Annotated in this window: 14 protein-coding genes; 8 read left to right on the forward strand and 6 right to left on the reverse strand. The window is 67.7% G+C overall.

Features of this window, described 5'->3' with window-relative positions; translation table 11 throughout:
• The first annotated feature begins 188 nt into the window (after nt 1-188).
• From LCI23_RS03360 to LCI23_RS03380, 5 genes are all read left to right on the forward strand, one after another.
• Entirely contained in the window at nt 189-2,066 is a 1,878-nt protein-coding gene (locus LCI23_RS03360; RefSeq protein WP_224944052.1) for a lytic transglycosylase domain-containing protein, read from the forward strand.
• Between the two features lie 114 nt (nt 2,067-2,180).
• Nucleotides 2,181-2,900: a glutathione S-transferase family protein gene (locus LCI23_RS03365; protein WP_224944286.1), complete on the forward strand. Its 720-nt coding sequence runs from the start codon at nt 2,181-2,183 to the stop codon at nt 2,898-2,900.
• A gap of 14 nt (nt 2,901-2,914) precedes the next feature.
• Nucleotides 2,915-4,132, forward strand: a complete 1,218-nt coding sequence (locus tag LCI23_RS03370; RefSeq protein WP_224944288.1) for a multifunctional CCA addition/repair protein — start codon at nt 2,915-2,917, stop codon at nt 4,130-4,132.
• Between the two features lie 65 nt (nt 4,133-4,197).
• Nucleotides 4,198-5,772 (forward strand): DAHL domain-containing protein, encoded by a 1,575-nt coding sequence (locus tag LCI23_RS03375; protein ID WP_224944053.1) that lies wholly within the window; start codon nt 4,198-4,200, stop codon nt 5,770-5,772.
• Nucleotides 5,773-5,804: 32 nt separating this feature from the next.
• Nucleotides 5,805-6,461 (forward strand): GNAT family N-acetyltransferase, encoded by a 657-nt coding sequence (locus tag LCI23_RS03380; protein ID WP_224944056.1) that lies wholly within the window; start codon nt 5,805-5,807, stop codon nt 6,459-6,461.
• Nucleotides 6,462-6,649: 188 nt separating this feature from the next.
• Here LCI23_RS03380 and LCI23_RS03385 read toward each other — a convergent pair whose 3' ends face one another.
• Nucleotides 6,650-7,165: an Lrp/AsnC family transcriptional regulator gene (locus tag LCI23_RS03385; protein ID WP_224944069.1), complete on the reverse strand. Its 516-nt coding sequence runs from the start codon at nt 7,163-7,165 to the stop codon at nt 6,650-6,652.
• Between the two features lie 181 nt (nt 7,166-7,346).
• Between LCI23_RS03385 and LCI23_RS03390 the strand changes: the two genes are divergently transcribed.
• The 3 genes from LCI23_RS03390 to LCI23_RS03400 all read left to right on the forward strand — a co-directional run bounded on the left by LCI23_RS03390 (nt 7,347) and on the right by LCI23_RS03400 (nt 14,509).
• The gene (locus tag LCI23_RS03390) at nt 7,347-10,901 is read left to right on the forward strand and encodes an indolepyruvate ferredoxin oxidoreductase family protein (protein WP_224944072.1); all 3,555 of its coding nucleotides are present in this window, start codon (nt 7,347-7,349) and stop codon (nt 10,899-10,901) included.
• A 168-nt stretch (nt 10,902-11,069) separates the two neighbouring features.
• Complete coding sequence (locus LCI23_RS03395) at nt 11,070-12,641, forward strand: S41 family peptidase (protein WP_224944086.1); 1,572 nt, start codon at nt 11,070-11,072, stop codon at nt 12,639-12,641.
• 107 nt (nt 12,642-12,748) lie between these two features.
• A complete protein-coding gene (locus tag LCI23_RS03400; RefSeq protein WP_224944089.1) occupies nt 12,749-14,509 on the forward strand; it encodes a M14 family metallopeptidase in 1,761 nt (586 codons plus the stop codon).
• Here LCI23_RS03400 and LCI23_RS03405 read toward each other — a convergent pair.
• From LCI23_RS03405 to LCI23_RS03425, 5 genes are all read right to left on the reverse strand, one after another.
• Nucleotides 14,469-15,662 carry a helix-turn-helix transcriptional regulator gene (locus tag LCI23_RS03405; protein ID WP_224944092.1) on the reverse strand — a complete coding sequence of 398 codons (1,194 nt, stop codon included), beginning with the start codon at nt 15,660-15,662 and terminating at the stop codon, nt 14,469-14,471. The genes LCI23_RS03400 and LCI23_RS03405 overlap by 41 nt on opposite strands.
• Before the next feature lie 139 nt (nt 15,663-15,801).
• Nucleotides 15,802-16,311: a histidine phosphatase family protein gene (locus LCI23_RS03410; RefSeq protein ID WP_224944095.1), complete on the reverse strand. Its 510-nt coding sequence runs from the start codon at nt 16,309-16,311 to the stop codon at nt 15,802-15,804.
• Between the two features lie 131 nt (nt 16,312-16,442).
• Nucleotides 16,443-17,360 carry a tRNA 2-thiocytidine(32) synthetase TtcA gene (ttcA, locus tag LCI23_RS03415; protein ID WP_224944098.1) on the reverse strand — a complete coding sequence of 306 codons (918 nt, stop codon included), beginning with the start codon at nt 17,358-17,360 and terminating at the stop codon, nt 16,443-16,445.
• Nucleotides 17,357-17,755 carry a dihydroneopterin aldolase gene (locus LCI23_RS03420; RefSeq protein WP_224944101.1) on the reverse strand — a complete coding sequence of 133 codons (399 nt, stop codon included), beginning with the start codon at nt 17,753-17,755 and terminating at the stop codon, nt 17,357-17,359. The genes ttcA and LCI23_RS03420 overlap by 4 nt, the downstream gene beginning before the upstream one ends.
• Before the next feature lie 12 nt (nt 17,756-17,767).
• Nucleotides 17,768-18,562, reverse strand: coding sequence for an SDR family oxidoreductase (locus tag LCI23_RS03425; protein ID WP_224944103.1), 795 nt, complete (start codon nt 18,560-18,562; stop codon nt 17,768-17,770).
• Nucleotides 18,563-18,572: the final 10 nt, after the last annotated feature.

An 18,572-nucleotide genomic window follows, 5' to 3' on the forward strand; every position in this document is an offset into this window, starting at 1 on the left:
GGTATGAATGCAGCGTACAGTGAGAGTTGTGGATGTTTCAATCGAAATTGACAACCGGCGTCATGCCGGCCGCCCTTGCCTTCGTTATCGCCAGTTGGACGCTGCCGCTTGGCGCAGTCCATGCAGAACCCCTCCCAGCCGCCCAGGGCGTAGCACCCGTCCCCGCCGGCGCGCCGTCCGTACCGATCATGCCGGGCGCCCCCACGACGGATGCGCGCGCCGACGATGACAACTTCCTGCTGCTGCGCGAAGCGGCGCGCCAGAACGATGCGGCGCGCGTCAATGCGCTCGCCTCACGCCTGCCGGGGAACTATCCGCTGGCGTCCTATGTCGACTATTATCGTCTGAAACCCCGGCTGCGCGACGCCGCGCCCGATGAGGTGCGCGAGGTCCTGCGCCGCCACGAAGGCACCGTCGTGGCCGAACAGCTGCGCAGCGAATGGCTGCTCGAGCTGGGCCGGCGCCGCGACTGGGCCGGTTTCGAGCGCGAAGCGGGGCAGCTGGCGCGCGGCGACAACCTGCAGATACGCTGCTATGCCCTGCTGGCGCGCGCCAGCCGCGGCGAACAGGTGGGGCAGGAAGCCCGGGCCCTGCTCGGCAATCCGCCCGCCTACGGCGAAGCCTGCGCGGCGCTGGTCGCGCAGCTGTCGCAGTCCGGCCAGTTCAGCGAAGCCGACCTGCTGTGGCAGCTGCGCCTGGCCGGCGAAGCCGATGCCACCGGTCCGGCGCGCCGCATCGCGCTGCTGCTCGGTGCCTCCGACACCCGGGCCGCCCAGGCCGTCGACGTGCCGGCGGTCGCGATGGCGCGCGGCATCGGCAACACCCGCGCCGAGCGCGCCATCTACCTGGTGGCGGTCGGACGCATGGCGCGCACCAGCCTGAAGCTGGCGACCGTGGGCCTGCAGAAGAACAGTCCGAAGCTGAGCCCCGAGGAGCGCGCCATCGGCTGGGCCAGCATCGCGCACGCCGCCTCGATCGCGCTGGCGCCGGAGGCCGCCACCTATTGGCAGCGCGCGCATGGCGTGCCGCTGACCAATGAACAGCTGCAGTGGCAAACCCGGATCGCCCTGCGCCATGGCAACTGGAAACTGGTGCGCGCCAGTATCGAGGCGATGCCGCCGGCCTTGCGCGCGGAGAGCGCCTGGACCTACTGGCTGGCGCGCGCCGACAGGCATGAGGGCCGCACGCAGGAAGCGAATGCCGTGTTCGAGCGGATCGCCAGCCCGCACCACTTCTACGGCCAGCTCGCGCTCGATGAGCTCGGCCGGCAGGTGGTGGCGCCGGCCCCGGTGCCGCCCGTCACAGCGGCGGAGGTGGCGGCGGTTGGCGCCAACCCGAGCCTGCAACGGGCGCTGAGGTTCTACGCCTTGCGCCTGCGCGCCGAAGGCAACCGCGAATGGAGCTGGGGCCTGCACGGCATGACCGACCGCCAGCTGCTGGCTGCCGGAGAACTCGCGCGCCGTAACGAACTGCTCGACCGTACCGTCGAGACCTCGCTGCGCACACGCACCGAGTTCGACTATGCACAGCGCTTTCCGGCGCCGCACCTGGAGGTGCTGCAGCCAGCCGCGCAAAGCCTGGGCCTGGACAAGGCCTGGGTATACGGCCTGATCCGCCAGGAGTCGCGCTTCATCACCGATGCACGTTCCGGCGTCGGTGCGTCCGGCCTGATGCAGGTGATGCCTGCCACCGGCAAGTGGGTGGCGGCCAAGATCGGCATGGACAACTTCGTGCACGGCATGCTGAACGACCTGCGGACCAACATCACGCTCGGCGCCAACTACATGAACATGGTGCTGGAAAACTTTGACGGCGACGAGATCCTGGCCACGGCGGCCTACAATGCCGGGCCTTCGCGTGCGCGCGCCTGGCGCGCCAGGCTCGACGCGCCGATGGAGGGTGCGGTCTTTGTCGAGAGCATTCCGTTCTCCGAGACCCGCAATTACGTGCGTAACGTGCTGGCCAATGCCACCAACTACGCCGCCGTGTTCGAGAACAAGCCGCAGTCGATCCGGACCCGCCTGCGTCCGGTGCAGCCGCGCGCCCGCGCCGCCTTCCTGCCTTGAGGGCCCCGCGCGCGCGAACGCAAGCCTTGACAGCGGCGGCGGGGGGAATCAAGCTCACATCGGGCGTGCCGGACGATGCCGCGCCCCCCTACCATGACGCACAACCAGGACACCATGCAGACCATCGAACTCGACCCGACCCTGTCTTCCACCCTCGAGCAGGCGCGCCAGCCTGGACTGACCCTCGTCATCGGCAACAAGAACGTGTCGTCCTGGTCGATGCGCCCATGGGTGGCGGCGGTGGCGTTCGGGATCCCGTTCACCGAGGTGCGCGTGCTGCTCGACCAGCCGGAGACCGCCGCCAACATCGCGCGCTATTCGCATGCCGGCCGGGTGCCGGTGCTGCTGGCGGGCGAGATGACGATCTGGGACAGCCTGGCGATCGTCGAGTACCTGGCCGAGCAGTTCCCGGACAAGCACATGTGGCCGCAGGACGTGGCCGCGCGCGCGCTGGCGCGCTCGATCGTGGCCGAGATGCACTCGGGCTTCGCCGAGCTGCGCAGCGCGATGTCGATGAACATCCAGGCGCGCCTGCCGGGCCGTGGACGCACGCCGGGCGCCCAGGCCGACATCGGCCGGATCTGCGAGATCTGGGAAGACTGCCTGGCACGCTTCGGCCACCACGGCTTCCTGTTCGGCGATTTTTCCATCGCCGACGCCTTCTATGCGCCGGTGGTGTGCCGCTTCAAGACCTACGGGGTGGCGCTGGCGCCGGCGCTGCAGGCCTATTGCGATCGTGTGCTGGCCCACCCGGCGGTGGCGCGCTGGGTCGACGAGGCGATGCGCGAGATCGATCCGACCCCGCAGCACGACATCGACCTGCCGCGGGAGTGATGGTGGCCGGCCGCATGCGCAGCTACGTGGTCGGTGGCGCCGTACGCGATGGCCTGCTCGGGCGTCCCGTGACCGACCGCGACCACGTGGTGGTCGGCGCCACCCCGCAGGACATGCTGGCGCTGGGCTACCGCCCGGTGGGCAAGGATTTCCCGGTCTTCCTGCATCCCGACACGCATGAGGAATACGCGCTGGCGCGCACCGAGCGCAAGACCGCGCCGGGCTACCATGGCTTCGTGTTCCATACCTCGCCCGAGGTCACGCTGGAAGAAGACCTGGTGCGGCGCGACCTCACCATCAACGCCATGGCGCGCGCCGAGGATGGCAGCATCGTCGACCCCTACGGCGGCCAGGCCGACCTGCGCGGGCGCGTCTTCCGCCACGTCTCGGGGGCCTTTGCCGAAGACCCGGTGCGCATCCTGCGCCTGGCGCGCTTTGCCGCGCGTTTCCCGGAGTTCCGGGTGCACGCATCGACCCTGGCCCTGATGCGCGCGATGGTCGCGGCGGGGGAGGCCGACGCCCTGGTGCCGGAGCGGGTCTGGCAGGAACTGGCGCGCGGGCTGATGGAGGAGCGGCCCTCGCGCATGTTCGCGGTGCTGCGCGACTGCGGCGCGCTGGCGCGCATCCTGCCCGAACTCGATGCGCTGTGGGAGCGGCAGCCGCCGCAACAGGACACGGCCAGCGCCCCGCCCGCCATGCGCGTGCTCGACCATGGGGCGGCACTGGGGCTGCCGCTCGAGGTGCGGTTTGCCGCCCTGCTGCAGGACCTCGACCGGGACCCCGCGGCCGGCGTCCAGCTGGTGATGGCCGTCTGCCAGCGCCTGAAGGTGCCCAACGAATGCCGCGACCTGGCCCAGATGAGCGCCCGCGAGCGCGACGGGGTGAGGAATGCCCTGGCGCTGCCGCCGGACGGCATCGTCGGCCTGTTCGAGCGCTGCGATGCCTTCCGCAAGCCGGAACGCTTCGTCCGGATGCTGCAGGCCTGCGCCTGCGCCTGCGCCGGGGACAGCCACGCAGGAGAGGCGGCGCGGGTGCCGGACCTCGGGCAGCAGCCCGGGCTGCAGAACCTTGAGCAGCAGCCCAGGCTACTGCGGGCGCTGGACGCGGCGCGCGCCGTCAACGCCGGCGAGATCGCCGCACGCTGCGCGGACCGGCGCGAGCGCATCCCCGCAGCGGTGCACGCGGCCCGCGTGGCGGCGGTCGAGGCAGCGCTACAGGACGTGCGCGACTGAAAAAGCCGGGTTTTGCTATCCTTCTCCAGGTCAAGAATGTGAAACCGATGTAAACGGAGGAGAAGATGGTTGCCGTGCTGGCGCAGCGCGTAGCGAGCTCGACCCCGCGGCGCCGCCTGCAGCTTGCCGGCCTGGCCGTGCTGGTCCTCGCCCTGCTGCTCGCTTTCCTGTATATCCGCTCGGAAGCGGCCGATCCCGAAGTCCGCAACGACGTCATGCTGAGCCTGCGCGAACTCGAAAAGCTCGACGCCGAGTGGGATGCCAACATCCTGCGCGCCCACATCGGTCGGGCGCCCGCCACCCCCCAGCTCACCACCCAGCTGCCGCGCATGCGCGAGCTGGTGGCGCGGCTGGGCGAGACGGTCCCCGAAACAGGCAGCGTCCCGGTAGGCGCCGCCTACACGCAGCTGCGCGAAGCCCTGCAGCGCAAGGAAGTGCTGGCGACACAGTTCGCGCGCCACAATCCGCCGCTGCGCGACGCCCTGACTTACCTGCCGCCGGCCGTGGCCGACCTCAAGACCGAACTGGGTGGCATCGAAGGTGCGCTGGCGCCGGCGCGCCTGGTGGTGCGGCTGGATGCCTCGCTGAATGCCCTGTTGAGCGAAATCCTGCGCTATAACGTGGCGCCGAGCCCGGCACTGGCGGCGCGCATCGACGAGACCCTGGGCGACATCGCGGCGCAGGAGATCGCGTTCTCGCCAGCCGTGGTCGAGAAGATGGATGCGATCATCAAGGCCGCGCGCGTGATCCTGGAAAAGCGGCCGCTGGGCAACCGGCTCGAGGCGCAGATCGCCAGCGCCGCCCTCGACACGGCCCTGGACCGACTGGGGCGCGAGTTCACGCGCTCGTTCGACGCCGCGCTGGCCGTGCGCGAACGCTATCGCGGCTACCTGTTCGCCTACTCGGCCGTGCTGTTGATGCTGCTGGCCTATGCCGGCATGCGGCTGCGGCGCAGCTACCGCATCATCGGCGAGGTCAACCAGCGCCTGCAGGCGGCCAACGAAACCCTCGAGCAGCGTGTGGCCGAACGCACCGCCGAGCTGGAGACGCAGTCGAAGCAGCTCGAGCGCCTGGCCCAGCACGACAGCCTGACCGGCCTGATCAACTACCGCCAGCTGACCCGCCTGCTGGAACGGGCGCTGGCGCGCGCCAACCGGCGCGACTCGGTGGTGGTCATCATGTTCATCGACCTGGACGGCTTCAAGGCGGTGAACGACACCTATGGCCACGCCACCGGCGACCTGGTGCTGCAGATGGTCGCGCGCCGGGTGCAGGAAAAGCTGCGCGCCGAGGATGCGCTGGCGCGCCTCGGCGGCGACGAGTTCGTCATCATGCTGGAAGAAGTCGCCTCGCGCGAAGGCGCGCTGCGGGTGGCCCAGCTGGCCCTGGACCAGATCAGGTCGGTAACCGAGGCGGATGGCAATCCGGTGGCGATTTCCGCCAGTATCGGCATTTCGAGCGCACGCGGGCATGAGGCCGCGGCGCGCGGCTCGGCGGCCCTGCTGGCCGAAGCGGACAAGGCCATGTACGAGGCCAAGCAGTCGGGCAAGGGCGTCTTCGTCATCAGCCCGCAGGCCCAGTGGCCCGCGCTGCCCGCAGTCCCGGAGGGCGGCGGCCACGAACGGAATCGGCTAGAATAGCGCCTATGTTGCACCGCACAAAAGGAATCCGCATGCTGGACAATCGCCTGGCCCGTTGGCTGAAGGGCCTCGGCGGCAAGGGCAAGCCCGGCCGGCCGACCGTACTCGTGAAGGAACTGGGCGAACGCGATCGCCGCCGCATCCTGCGTCATTTCCTGGCGCTGGACGACAGCGACCGCCTGCTGCGCTTCGGCAGCATCATTTCCGACGAGGCGATCACGAAGTATGTCGGCAAGATCGACTTCAGCCACGACATCGTGTTCGGCGTGGTGAACCGCGTGTTCCAGCTGGTGGGCGTGGGGCACCTGGCCTTCGCCAAGGCCGATGGCGGCAAGCCGACCCAGAAGACGCGGGTGGCGGAATTCGGGGTGTCGGTGTCGAAGTCGGCGCGCGGGCAGGGCGTCGGCTCGCGCCTGTTCCAGCGGGCGGCCATCCATTGCCGCAACGCGGACGTGGACACCCTGTACATGCAATGCCTGACCTCGAACCAGACCATGATGCACATCGCGCGCAAGGCAGGCATGGAAATCAAGCGCGAACATGGCGAGGCGGACGCCTACCTGCAGCTGCCGCCGCCCAGCCCGGCGAGCGTGATGGCCGAGGCGCTGGAAGAGCAGTGGGCGATGATCGACTACAACGTCAAGGCGAATGCGCGCGCTGCCGTGAAGTGGTTGTCGCCCAAGAAGTAGGGTGGGCGGCTGTACCCGGCACGACGGGCCGCCGCGCTGCTTGAAGCCGCCCACGCGTTCAGGCGGGGCTGCTGCTGGCGCTGTTGCTGCCGGGGACCGGCTCCTCGCCTGCTTGCTGGACGCGTGGGCGGCGTCGAGGTCGCGGCGGCTCGCGCTCACGGGTGGAGCCGCCCACCCCACAGAGGCGCTCAGCCGGCGACCGGCAGCGCCGTGGTTTCCTTGATCCGCTGTAGCGCAAAACTCGACTTCACGTCCAGCACCGCGGGGTGCTTGAGCAGCGTGCCCATCATGAAGCGCGAGAAGTGGTCCATGTCTTCCACGTGCACGCGCAGCAGGAAATCCATCTCGCCCGTCATCGCATAGCAGGCCACCACTTCCGGCCAGGTACCCACCGACACCGCGAAATCGTTGCGCGGCGAGGTCGCCGGCAGGCTGGGCGCACCGCGCGCGCCACCCGCCACTTCGCTGTGCTTTTCCAGGCGCACGTTCACGTAGGCCAGCAGCCCCAGCCCGATCTTGTCCGGGTCCACCAGCGCCACGTACTGGCGGATCACGCCGGCTTCTTCCAGGCGCTTGATGCGCCGCAGGCAAGGCGAGGGCGAGAGGTTGACCCGCTCGGCCACGTCCTGGTTCGACAGCCGGCCATCGGTCTGCAGCACCGCCAGGATCTTGCGGTCGGTCTTGTCGAGCTCGATTCTTGACATGTTTTCCTCGGTGGATTCGCGAACACGGCAATTTTATTGCGCAAATCATTTGGTGGGGGGAATTGTTTGGAATTTAATGCCGGAGGGGCCGGACTATACTGTGCGGCTTGCGGCAGCGCCCCATGGCCAACAAGAGCCCTGTGCCTGCCGCAGCCCTCGCGACAGTTGACGGAGACACCCCATGAACGCACCCCTCGAGCGCGCCGAGCTGGCGCTGCCCCAGCACGACATCAGCCTTGACGACAAGTGGACTTTGGCCCGCGGCCGCGCGTTCATGACCGGCACCCAGGCCCTGATCCGCCTGCCCATGCTCCAGCGCGAGCGCGACCTCAAGGCCGGCCTGAACACCGCCGGCTACATCACCGGCTACCGCGGCTCGCCGGTCACCGCCGTCGACCAGACCGCGATGAAGGCGAAGAAGCACCTCGACGCCCACCACGTGAAGTTCCACCCGGGCATGAACGAAGACCTGGCGGCCACCGCCGTCTGGGGTACCCAGCAGACCAACCTGTACAAGGACGCCAAGTACGACGGCGTGTTTGCCATGTGGTACGGCAAGGGCCCGGGCGTGGACCGCTGCGGCGACGTTTTTAAACATGGCAACAACGCCGGCTCCTCGCAGCATGGCGGCGTGCTGGTACTGGCCGGCGACGACCACGCGGCCAAGTCCTCGTCCACCGCGCACCAGTCCGACCACATCCTGACCGCCTGCGGCATCCCGGTGCTGTACCCGTCGTCGGTCCAGGAATACCTCGACTACGGCCTGCACGCCTGGGCGATGAGCCGCTACACCGGCCTGTGGGTGTCGATGAAGTGCGTGACCGACGTCATCGAATCGGGCGCCGTGGTCGACCTCGACCCGGACCGCGTGCAGATCAAGCTGCCCACCGACTTCGCACTGCCCGAGGGCGGCCTGAACATCCGCTGGCCGGACGCCGTGCTGGACCAGGAAGTCCGCATGAACAACCATAAATGGTATGCGGCCCTGGCCTATGCCCGTGCGAACAAGCTGAACAGGATCATCTGGGACAGCCCGCAGCCGAAGATCGGCATCATCACGGCCGGCAAGAGCTATGTGGACACGCGCCAGGCCTTGGCCGACCTCGGCATCGACGAGGAGGCGGCACGCGATATTGGCATCCGCCTCTATAAAATCGGCATGACCTGGCCGCTCGAATCGGAAGGCGTGCATGCGTTCGCGCGCGGCCTGGACGAGATCCTGGTGGTCGAAGAGAAGCGGCAAGTGCTGGAATACGCGCTCAAGGAAGCGCTGTACAACTTGCCGGACGGCGAACGTCCACGCGTGGTCGGCAAGTTCGACGACACCGGCGAATGGAGCAACCGCGACCGCAAGGGCCACGGCGACTGGCTGCTGCCCGCCACCTACGAGCTGAGCCCGGCGCAGATCGCGCGCGCCATCGCCTCGCGCATTTCGCACTACTGCGCCGGCCACCCGGTGGAGCAACGCGTGAAGCAGCGCATCGCCTACCTGGAAAACAAGGAGCTGGTGCTCAAGTCCATTCCGGCCAAGGCCAACCCGCAGACCGACCGCATTCCCTATTTCTGCTCGGGCTGCCCGCACAACAGTTCCACCAAAGTGCCTGAAGGCTCGCGCGCCATGGCCGGCATCGGCTGCCACTACATGGTGCTGTGGATGGACCGCGAGACCTCCACCTTCACCCACATGGGCGCGGAAGGAACGACCTGGATCGGGCAGTCCCCGTTCACCGACGAGAAGCACGTGTTCGTGAACCTGGGTGACGGCACCTACTTCCACTCGGGCATCCTGGCGATCCGCGCGGCGGTGGCGGCCAAGGTCAACATCACCTACAAGATCCTGTACAACGATGCCGTGGCCATGACCGGCGGCCAGAACGTGGATGGTCCGCTCGACCCGGGCATGATCACGCGCCAGATCGCCGCCGAAGGCGTGCGCCCGATCATCGTCGTCACCGACGAACCCGGCAAATACCCGGCCGACTATGCCTGGGCCGAAGGCGTCACCGTGCGCCACCGCGCCGAGCTGATGGACGTGCAGAAGGAACTGCGCGAGATGCCGGGCGTCTCGGCCGTGATCTACGACCAGACCTGCGCGTCTGAAAAGCGCCGTCGCCGGAAAAAAGGCGAGTTCCCCGACCCGGCCAAGCGCGCCGTCATCAACGAAGCCGTCTGCGAAGGCTGCGGCGACTGCTCGGTGCAGTCGAACTGCCTGTCGGTCGAGCCGCTGGAAACGGAACTGGGCCGCAAGCGCCAGATCAACCAGTCCTCCTGCAACAAGGATTTCTCCTGCGTCTCGGGCTTCTGCCCGAGCTTCGTCACCGTCGAAGGCGGCGGCCTGAAGAAGCCCAAGAAAGCGGCGACTGCCGAGGCCACGCCGCCGGCACTGCCGATGCCGGCCATCCCGCAGGTCGCCGAACCCTTCGGCATCCTGGTCGCCGGTGTCGGCGGCACCGGTGTCGTCACCGTCGGCCAGATCCTGGCGATGGCGGCCCACGTGGAAGGCAAGGGCGCCGTCGTGCTCGACCAGTCCGGCCTGGCCCAGAAAGGCGGCCCGGTGATGTCGCACGTGCGCCTGGCCGAACACCAGGCCGACCTGCACTCGACCCGCGTCGGCACCGGCAGCGCCGACCTCGTGATCGGCTGCGACCAGATCGTCGCCGCCTCGCGCGACGCCCTGAGCCGCATGGGCGAGGACCGCACCTGGGCCGCCGTGAATTCCACCGGCGCCACCACCGCGGCCTTCGTGAAGAACCCGGACTGGCAGTTCCCGGCCGAGGGCTCGAAGGGCGCCATCGTGCAGGCCTGCGGCGAGGGCAATGTGGACTTCGTCGATGCCGGCAGGATCGCCACCGCCCTGATGGGCGATGCGATCGCCACCAATATGTTCATGCTGGGCTATGCCTTCCAGAAGGGCCGCGTGCCCCTGACGGAAGCCTCGCTGCTCAAGGCGATCGAGCTGAACGGCGTCTCGGTGCCCTTCAACAAGGCCGCCTTCCACTGGGGCCGCAGCGCCGCCCACGACCTGGCCGCGGTGAACAAGCTGGCCACGCCGAGCCAGGTGATCGAGTTCAAGCGCGCCGAGAGCCTGGACGACATCATCGCCCGCCGCGTCGCGCTGCTCACCGCCTACCAGGACGCCGCCTATGCCGCGCAGTACAAGGCTTTTGTGGACCAGGTACGCGCCGCGGAAGCGAAGCTGGGCAAGGGCAGCCGCCTGACCGAATCGGTCGCGCGCTACTTCTACAAGCTGATGGCCTACAAGGACGAGTACGAAGTCGCGCGCCTGCATACCGATCCGGCGTTCAAGGCCAAGATCGCGAACATGTTCGAAGGCGACATCAAGCTGAAGTTCCACCTGGCGCCGCCGCTGCTGGCGAAACACGACAAGGAAGGCCGCGCGCTGAAGCAGGAGTATGGTTCCTGGATGATGGGGGCCTTCGGCGTGCTGGCGAAGCTGAAGCGCCTGCGCGGCACGCCGTTCGACGTGTTCGGCTACAGCGCCGAGCGCCGCACCGAGCGCGCCCTGATCGGCGACTACCGCCGCACCGTGGAAGCGCTGCTGCCGAAGCTGGACGCCGGCAACCTGCAGCAGGCGGTCGCCATCGCCAGCATCCCGGAAGACATCCGCGGCTATGGCCATGTGAAGGAGCGCCACCTGAAGGCGGCCAAGCAGAAGGAAGCGGCACTGGTCGCGGCCTTCCATGGCCTGCCCGCCGCCACGGCACGCGCGGCCTGATCTTGCGTTAATTCTCGCGCCCATGCCAGGAAGGCAAGCCGTCCAGCGCGGTCTGTCTTCCTGGCATTTTTTGTTGTCGATCAGAATAACTGTTACAGTTGGTTGCACTCCGCGCCAAGGCCGGCGTCTATAATCGGACGCATGAACTCGCCATATGCACATGGTCGTGTGCCGACCGCTCCCCGCCTGCTCGTTTCGCTGCTGGCAGCAGCCCTGGTCCTTGCCGGTTGCGGCGGCGGTGGCGGTTCGCCCGGCGCCACCACGGGTTCCGGCCAGACCGGCCAGCAGCCGGGCACGCCAACCATCCCCACCACGCCCACCACGCCAACCGGCGGCCCGACCCCGGAAGACCTGAACCCGAACCTGCTGGGCGACGCTTTCGGCACCTACTGGAACCGCTGCGCGGTGCCGCGCACCGGCGTGGACTTCCAGGGCAAGCCCTTCCCGGACAAGCAGGGCACCCTGCTCGACGAGCTGAAGTTCCTGCGCGCCTGGATCAATGAATCCTACCTCTGGTACAACGAAGTCCCGAACACCTTCAAGATGGCGGACTTCACCAATCCCGTCGACTATTTCAACGTGCTCAAGACTTCGGCGCTGACCCCATCGGGCCAGCCGAAGGACAAGTATCACTTCACCTATACCACCGAGGAGTGGGACAAGCTGAACGAGGCCGGCATCGACCTCGGCTACGGCGTGACCTGGAAGCGCAACAGCTCGACCGCGCCGCGCACCTGGCTGGTGACGCTGGTGGAGCCGGGTTCGCCCGCGGCCGCGGCCGGCCTGCAGCGCGGCGACATGCTGGTCAAGGTCGATGGCGTGGACTTCGTCAACGCGTCCGACGCCGCCTCGGTGACCACCATCAACGCCGGCCTGTTCCCGGAAACGCCGGGCGTCGCCCACCGCTTCACCCTGCAGCGCGGCAGCGTCAGCTACGAGGCGACGATGACGGGCGCCGAAGTGCGCATCGATCCGGTCAAGCACGTGCAGGTGCTGGACACCCCGACCGGCAAGGTGGGCTACCTCAGCTTCGAGACCCATAACGCGGTGTCGGAAAAAGAGCTGGTGGACGCCTTCAACACCTTCAAGGTGGCCGGCGTGAGCGACCTCGTGCTCGACATGCGCTACAACGGCGGCGGCCTGCTGTACATCGCCAGCGAGCTGTCCTACATGATCGCCGGCCCGTCCCAGACCGCCGGCAAGATCTTCGCGCGCCAGCAATACAACGACAAGACCCCGCCGCAGGGGGCGATTCCCTTCCTGGGCAGCGCCTATGGCTTCAGTTCCCCGAATCCGGTGCGCGCCGGTACGCCGCTGCCCTACCTGGGCCTGAACCGTGTCACCGTCCTTACCACGCCCGGCACCTGCTCGGCCAGCGAGTCGGTGATCAACGGCCTGCGCGGCGCCGACATCCAGGTCGATGTGATCGGCAGCCAGACCTGCGGCAAGCCCTACGGCTTCACGCCGGTGCCGAACTGCGGAACGACCTATTTCGCGATCGAGTTCAAGAGCGTGAACAACAAGGGATTCGGCGACTACGCGGACGGCCTGGCCGCGACCTGCCAGGTGGCCGACGACCTGTCCAAACCGCTGGGCGACCGCAGCGAAGGCCTGCTGGCTGCCGCCCTGAGCTACCGCGAAACCGGCACCTGCCCGCCGGCCAGCCGCGCGCGCCAGGTGCCGATGGAGCTGGTGCGCCATCCGGCCAGGGAAATCTCGATCCTGACGAAACCACGCTAGGGAGACGCACACCCGCGTGATATGGCCCGCCAGTGCGGGCCGTTTTCATTGTGGAAACAGGACTATAATCTTCGGCTTTGCCACCCGTCGATTGCTGGAGTCTTCCGATGATCCGTTCCGCCCTGCTGCTGTCCCTGCTGGCCGCGCTGCCCCTGGCCCATGCCGCCCCCGACCTCACGACCGTGTCCGAGCGCTCGGGCTTCCAGGCCACCGGCCGCTACGAGGAAGTCGTCAAGCTGTGCGCGGATTTCCAGAAGGCCTATCCGAAACGGGTGAAATGCACCGAGTTCGGCCGCACGCCGGAAGGCCGGCCGATGCTGGCCCTGGTGGTATCGAACACCGGAGCGTTCACGCCGCAGGCGGCGAAGAAGCAGGGCTTGCCCGTCACCCTGATCCAGGGCGGCATCCATGCCGGCGAGATCGATGGCAAGGATGCCGGCTTCCTGGCCCTGCGCGAGACCCTCGACGGCAAGCTGGCCAGGGGCGCCCTGGACAAGCAGGTGCTGCTGTTCATCCCGGTGTTCAACGTCGACGGCCACGAGCGCTTCGGCAAGTGGAACCGCCCGAACCAGCGCGGCCCGGTCGAGATGGGCTGGCGCACGACGGCCCAGAACTTCAACCTGAACCGCGACTACGTGAAGGCCGACTCGCCCGAGATGGGGGCGATGCTGAAACTGGTGAACGCCTGGGACCCGCTGACCTACGTCGACCTGCACGTGACCGACGGCGCCAAGTTCCAGCACGACGTCTCGATCCAGGTCGAGCCGGTGTATGCGGGCGACCCGGAATTGCGCAAGGCCGGCCTGGCCCTGCGCTCGGGCGTGATCGCCGACATCGCCAAGCAGGGATCGACCCCGCAGTCCTACTACATGTCCTTCGCCAGGACCGACGACCCGCAGTCGGGCTTCGTGGACAGCGTCTCGGACCCGCGCTTCTCGACCGGCTACTTCCCGCTGCGTAACCGCATGGCCCTGCTGGTCGAGACCCATTCGTGGAAGGACTACCCGACCCGGGTACGGGTCACCCACAACACGGTGGTCTCGATCCTCGAGCAGGTGGCCAGGAACGGCAAGGACTGGCTGCTTGCGGCTGCCGCGGCCGATGCGCGCGCATCGCGGCTGGCGGGGGCTCCGGTGGCGCTCACCTACCGCACCACCGAGAACAGCCGCATGGTCGATTTCCAGGGCTATGCGTACACCCGCACCGAGTCCGATGTGTCGGGCATCCTGATGACGCGCTATGACGAAAGCAAGCCGCAGGTCTGGCGCGTGCCGCTGCGCGAGGATGTGGTGCCGGACCGCGTGATCGCGGCGCCGCGCGCCGGCTACATCGTACCGGCCGCCCATGCCGACCTGGTGGCGGGCAAGCTGGCGCTGCACGGCATCGCCTTCCGCCGCCTGGACCGCGCAATCGCGCAGCTCGATGCCGAGACCTTCCGCGCCGACAAGGCGAGCTTCAGCGCCACTTCCTTCGAATCGCACCAGCGCCTGAGCCTGGAGGGCGCGTGGAAGGCCGAGGCGCGTGCGGTGGCCAAGGGCGCGCTGTTCGTGCCGGTGAACCAGCCCAAGGCGCGCCTGGTGGTGGCGATGCTGGAGCCGCAGGCGCCGGACTCGCTGCTGGCCTGGGGCTTCTTCAACAACGCCTACGAGCGCAAGGAGTACATGGAGGAATACGTGGCCGAGGAAGTGGCGCGCGAGCAGATGGCGGCCGACCCGGCGCTGGCTGCGGAATTCAAGCGCCGCATCGAGACCGATCCGGCGTTCGCGAAGAATCCGCACGCGCGCCTGGAATTCTTCGCGCGCCGCCATGCATCCTGGGACGAGCGCTTCAACCTGTACCCGGTCCTGCGCACGGCGACGGCTCCCTGAGCGCACGCCGCACCGCCGACGCCGGCAGGTTCATCAGGAGCCGCACCAGTTCCGGCTGGCGGTTGGTGGCGGTCTTCTGGTAGATCGACACGAGCTGCTTGCGCACCGTGTCATACTGCACGCCAAGCGCGTCGGCGATGCCCTTGAGCGGCACGCCGTCGGCCAGCAGCGCCGCCACCCGCGACTCCGCATGCGACAGGCCGAAGGCGGCCGTGAGCAGGGCCGAGTCGATCTCCTGGGCCGACCCCGGGTGATAGAAGAACAGCATCACCAGCGGCCGCAGTCCAAAACTGCCCATGGTCCGTTCCGGCACCAGCAGCGAAAAGAAGCCATACAGCACGTCGGGCGCCTCGCCCGGTCCGCTGCGCATGGGCAGCGTACGGAAGTCCCGGCCATCGGCCTCGCCGCTGCGCATCTGGTGTTCCAGCGCCGCGCACTGCTCCAGGAAAAGACGGTGGTAGGCTTGCGGCAGCACCAGACGCCGGCCGTCCAGCTGCGCCAGGCTGGTGGCACCAAGCAGGCGGCGCGCGGCCTCGTTGGCCAGCACTACGTCGCCCTCGGTGGTCAGGAGCATCACGGGCTGGCGCAGCCGGTCGACCAGGGCGTGGCCGACCAGGGCCTGGGCCGAATACACGAAGCGGGCCAGACCCATGCGCGCGGCGCGCTCCATGTGGGGGCGCAGGCGGTCCAGGAAGGCCAGGGCATCGGGCGGCAGCGGGCCTTCGCCGGGACGGCGCAGGAAGGCCAGCATCACCGTCGCTTCGCTGTTCTCGACCAGCTTGCAGATGCTCAGGTAGCGCGCGCCGTGCGGAATCAGGAAGCCCTGGTAGAAAGGATCGCCGGCGACGAAGGCGTCGTCGAAATGCTCGTGACAATGCAGCCATGTGTCCGGCCAGGCACTGCGCAGCAGTGCCACGCGCGGGTCGATGAACTGGTATTTCTGGATGTATTCCAGGTCGATCTGCGGCGCCATGTCGGCCCCGTCGCTGAACGACAGGGTGCCGTGCCTGGCGTCGAAGGCGAGCAGGTGGACGGCACGTCCGCCCACCGCCTCGTGCAGGCACTCGAGCACGCTTCGCCAGGAGGCACGGTCGTCCAGCGTGTCGTAAATCAGGTTGATGGCGCGCTCGAAACGCGCCTGCGACAAGTCCACAATCAGCTCCGTTCTAAATTCTGTACGCATCGTAACCGATGGCGCGAAGCATTGGAATTACCGGTTTTCCGGTTTTCCATTCGTTGCGACAATGCTTCAATCTAGCCGGATCGCTGTGCGTCCCTGGCGCGTGCGCGGTTCAGGGCAGCATCGGAGAGCTGAGCAGGACGGTGCGGACCGCACCATCGGCGCCAGGGGTGAGCTGGTACAGGCGGTCGTATTCGTCGTCGCCGATGTCGCCGCCGGGCGCGCCGCCAAACAGGCGCACCAGCTCGGGCAAGGTATTCGAATGGCCCACCACCAGTACCGGGCCCGACAGCGTCTTCACTTTCTCCACCAGCGCCTTCGGCGCGCCCGGGTCGTACAGCTGCACCTCGATGCCCAGGCGCTGGGCCAGCGGCTGCGCGGTCTGGCGCGTGCGCTGGGTCGGTGTGCTGTGGATGCTGGTGATGCCGGTGCGCCCCAGGATGGCGGCGATGACCTGTGCCCGTTTCTGGCCTTGCGTGGTCAGCGCCGGGTCCTGGTCCGCGGTCGCCTTTTCCCCGTGGCGCACCAGGTAGATGGCGCTTGGTTCGGCGAAGGCCGCGCAGGGCGCGAGCATGGCCAGGCTGAGCGACAGGCAGCGGAACAGGCGGGCGGGCAGTTTCATGGAGTCCTCGTATTGAAGCCAAGCGAAAAGAGGAGCGTAGCACGCCGCGGCCGGGATGCGACAGCCGATGCCGGCCGGCGCGCCCACGCCGCGTTGGTCCACGCGCCGGGCCGGCTGCGCGGCCCGTTCGATCAGAGCTGGGTCAGCGAGATCGTGTTCGGCGCCGGCGTCGAGCACGGCTCCTCGTCGAAGGCGATGTCGCCCAGCGGATTCGGCACGCCGTCGGTCTTCAGGTCGACGAAGCCGAACAGGCTGCGGTCCTGCAGGTGCGAAGGCACCACGGTGGAGAGCGACGAGAACACGTTTTCCACCCGGCCCGGATGCTTCTTTTCCCAGTCGCGCAGCATGGCCTTGATCTGCTTGCGCTGCAGGTTTTCCTGCGAACCGCACAGGTCGCACGGAATGATCGGGAAGCCTTTCACTTCCGCATAGCGCTCGGTATCGGCTTCCTTCACGTAGGCCAGCGGGCGGATCACCATGTGCTTGCCATCGTCCGAGACCAGCTTGGCCGGCATGCCCTTCAGCTTCCCGCCGAAGAACATGTTCAGGAAGAAGGTTTCCAGGATGTCGTCGCGGTGGTGGCCGAGGGCGATCTTGTTGCAGCCCAGCTCGTCCGCCACGCGGTACAGGATGCCGCGCCGCAGGCGCGAGCACAGCGAGCAGGTGGTTTTACCCTCCGGGACCAGGCGCTTGACGATGCTGTAGGTGTCCTGGTTTTCGATGTGGTACGGGATGCCCAGCTTCTCGAGGTAGGCCGGCAGGATCTCGGCCGGGAAGTTCGGCTGCTTCTGGTCGAGGTTGACCGCGACGATGTCGAAGTGGATCGGCGCGCGCTCGCGGAGGGTCATCAGGATGTCCAGCAGGGCATAGCTGTCCTTGCCGCCCGACAGGCAGACCATCACCTTGTCGCCATCCTCGATCATGTTGAAGTCGCCGATGGCCTGGCCGACCAGGCGGCACAGGCGCTTGTGCAGCTTGTTGTTCTCGTAGGCGATCTTGTCCGCCTTCTTCGCGTCGGCATTCACCTGGTCGAAATCCGCTTCGCTCATGCTGCTTCCTTCATCTGGAACACTTCCACGCCCACGCCTTCGCAATCCGGGTAGACGTCGGGCTTCATGGTCGACACCCGCGCCGCGCGCACGCGCGGGTGGGTCAGCATCGCCTTGACCATGTCGTCGCACAGGGTTTCCTGCAGGTGGATGTGGCCCCTGGCGATACGCTGCGCGATGGTTTCGCGCATGAAGTCATAGTCGACCACTTCCGCCAGCTGGTCGGCCTTCGGGGTGGACTGTTCCAGCGGAATGTAGAGGTCGACGTTGATCAGGACCCGCTGCTCCGCCTTCTTCTCGAAATCGTGCACGCCGATATTGATCATCACTTCGTAGTTGCGCAGGAATAGCCGGCGACAGTCGCGCAAGCTCGGGTGAATCAGGGCGGATAACATGCTAAAGCCTTATTAGGAATATTGATTGTTTTCAGTGAGGAACATTACGTCGCGTGATAATGGCGCCAGGTGCTGGCCGCCATCGACCAGCAGCGTGGTGCCGGTCAGCGCGCGCGCACCGGCCGCATAGACCACGGCCTCGGCGATGTCCTGCGGGGTCGAGGAACGCTGCAGCGGCGTCATCCGGTGCGCCTGGGCGAAGCCTTCCTCGCTCTGCTCGCCCGAGACCAGGGTAAGGCCGGGCGCCACGCCCACCACCCGCAGGCGCGGCGCCAGTGCCTGGGCCAGCATCGTGGTGGCCGTGTGCAGGGCCGCTTTCGACAGCGTGTACGACAGAAAATCCGGGTTGAGATTGTACAGTTTCTGGTCCAGCAAGTTCACGACCACGGCCTGGCTGTCCGCCGCGGTCATGGCGTGCAGGGCCTGGGCCAGCAGCAGCGGCGCAGTGAGATTCGCGCCCATGTGGCTGGCCAGCAGGGCGGGCGAAAACCCGGTGGCACTGTCGTATTCGAACAACGAGGCATTGTTGACGATGCAATCCAGGCGCCCCAGTTCGGCGGCCACGCGGGCCGGCAGGGCGCGCACCGCGTCCTGGTCCAGCAGATCGCACTGGAACAGGGCAGCGCGCCGGCCGAGGGCGCGGATGGCCCCGGCCGTATCCTGCGCTTCACGCTCCGACAGGCGGTAGTGCACGGCCACGTCCCAGCCGGCCGCGGCCAGCCCGAGCGCGATCGCGCGCCCCAGGCGGCGGCCGGCGCCCGTCACCAGGGCGACCTTGGGAATGCTGGCGGAAAGGAATGGCGTCATGCTGGACCTG

It is taken from the genome of Massilia sp. MS-15 (assembly GCF_020176695.1).
GTDB lineage: Bacteria > Pseudomonadota > Gammaproteobacteria > Burkholderiales > Burkholderiaceae_D > Telluria > Telluria hydrophila.

Bases quoted from the DNA above. Each gene is read 5' to 3' on its own strand.
- LCI23_RS03360 (WP_224944052.1), top strand. From the start codon at position 189: ATGCCGGGCGCCCCCACGACGGATGCGCGCGCCGACGATGACAACTTC.
- LCI23_RS03365 (WP_224944286.1), top strand. From the start codon at position 2,181: ATGCAGACCATCGAACTCGACCCGACCCTGTCTTCCACCCTCGAGCAG.
- LCI23_RS03370 (WP_224944288.1), top strand. From the start codon at position 2,915: ATGCGCAGCTACGTGGTCGGTGGCGCCGTACGCGATGGCCTGCTCGGG.
- LCI23_RS03375 (WP_224944053.1), top strand. From the start codon at position 4,198: ATGGTTGCCGTGCTGGCGCAGCGCGTAGCGAGCTCGACCCCGCGGCGC.
- LCI23_RS03380 (WP_224944056.1), top strand. From the start codon at position 5,805: ATGCTGGACAATCGCCTGGCCCGTTGGCTGAAGGGCCTCGGCGGCAAG.
- LCI23_RS03385 (WP_224944069.1), bottom strand. From the start codon at position 7,165: ATGTCAAGAATCGAGCTCGACAAGACCGACCGCAAGATCCTGGCGGTG.
- LCI23_RS03390 (WP_224944072.1), top strand. From the start codon at position 7,347: ATGAACGCACCCCTCGAGCGCGCCGAGCTGGCGCTGCCCCAGCACGAC.
- LCI23_RS03400 (WP_224944089.1), top strand. From the start codon at position 12,749: ATGATCCGTTCCGCCCTGCTGCTGTCCCTGCTGGCCGCGCTGCCCCTG.
- LCI23_RS03410 (WP_224944095.1), bottom strand. From the start codon at position 16,311: ATGAAACTGCCCGCCCGCCTGTTCCGCTGCCTGTCGCTCAGCCTGGCC.
- ttcA (WP_224944098.1), bottom strand. From the start codon at position 17,360: ATGAGCGAAGCGGATTTCGACCAGGTGAATGCCGACGCGAAGAAGGCG.
- LCI23_RS03420 (WP_224944101.1), bottom strand. From the start codon at position 17,755: ATGTTATCCGCCCTGATTCACCCGAGCTTGCGCGACTGTCGCCGGCTA.
- LCI23_RS03425 (WP_224944103.1), bottom strand. From the start codon at position 18,562: ATGACGCCATTCCTTTCCGCCAGCATTCCCAAGGTCGCCCTGGTGACG.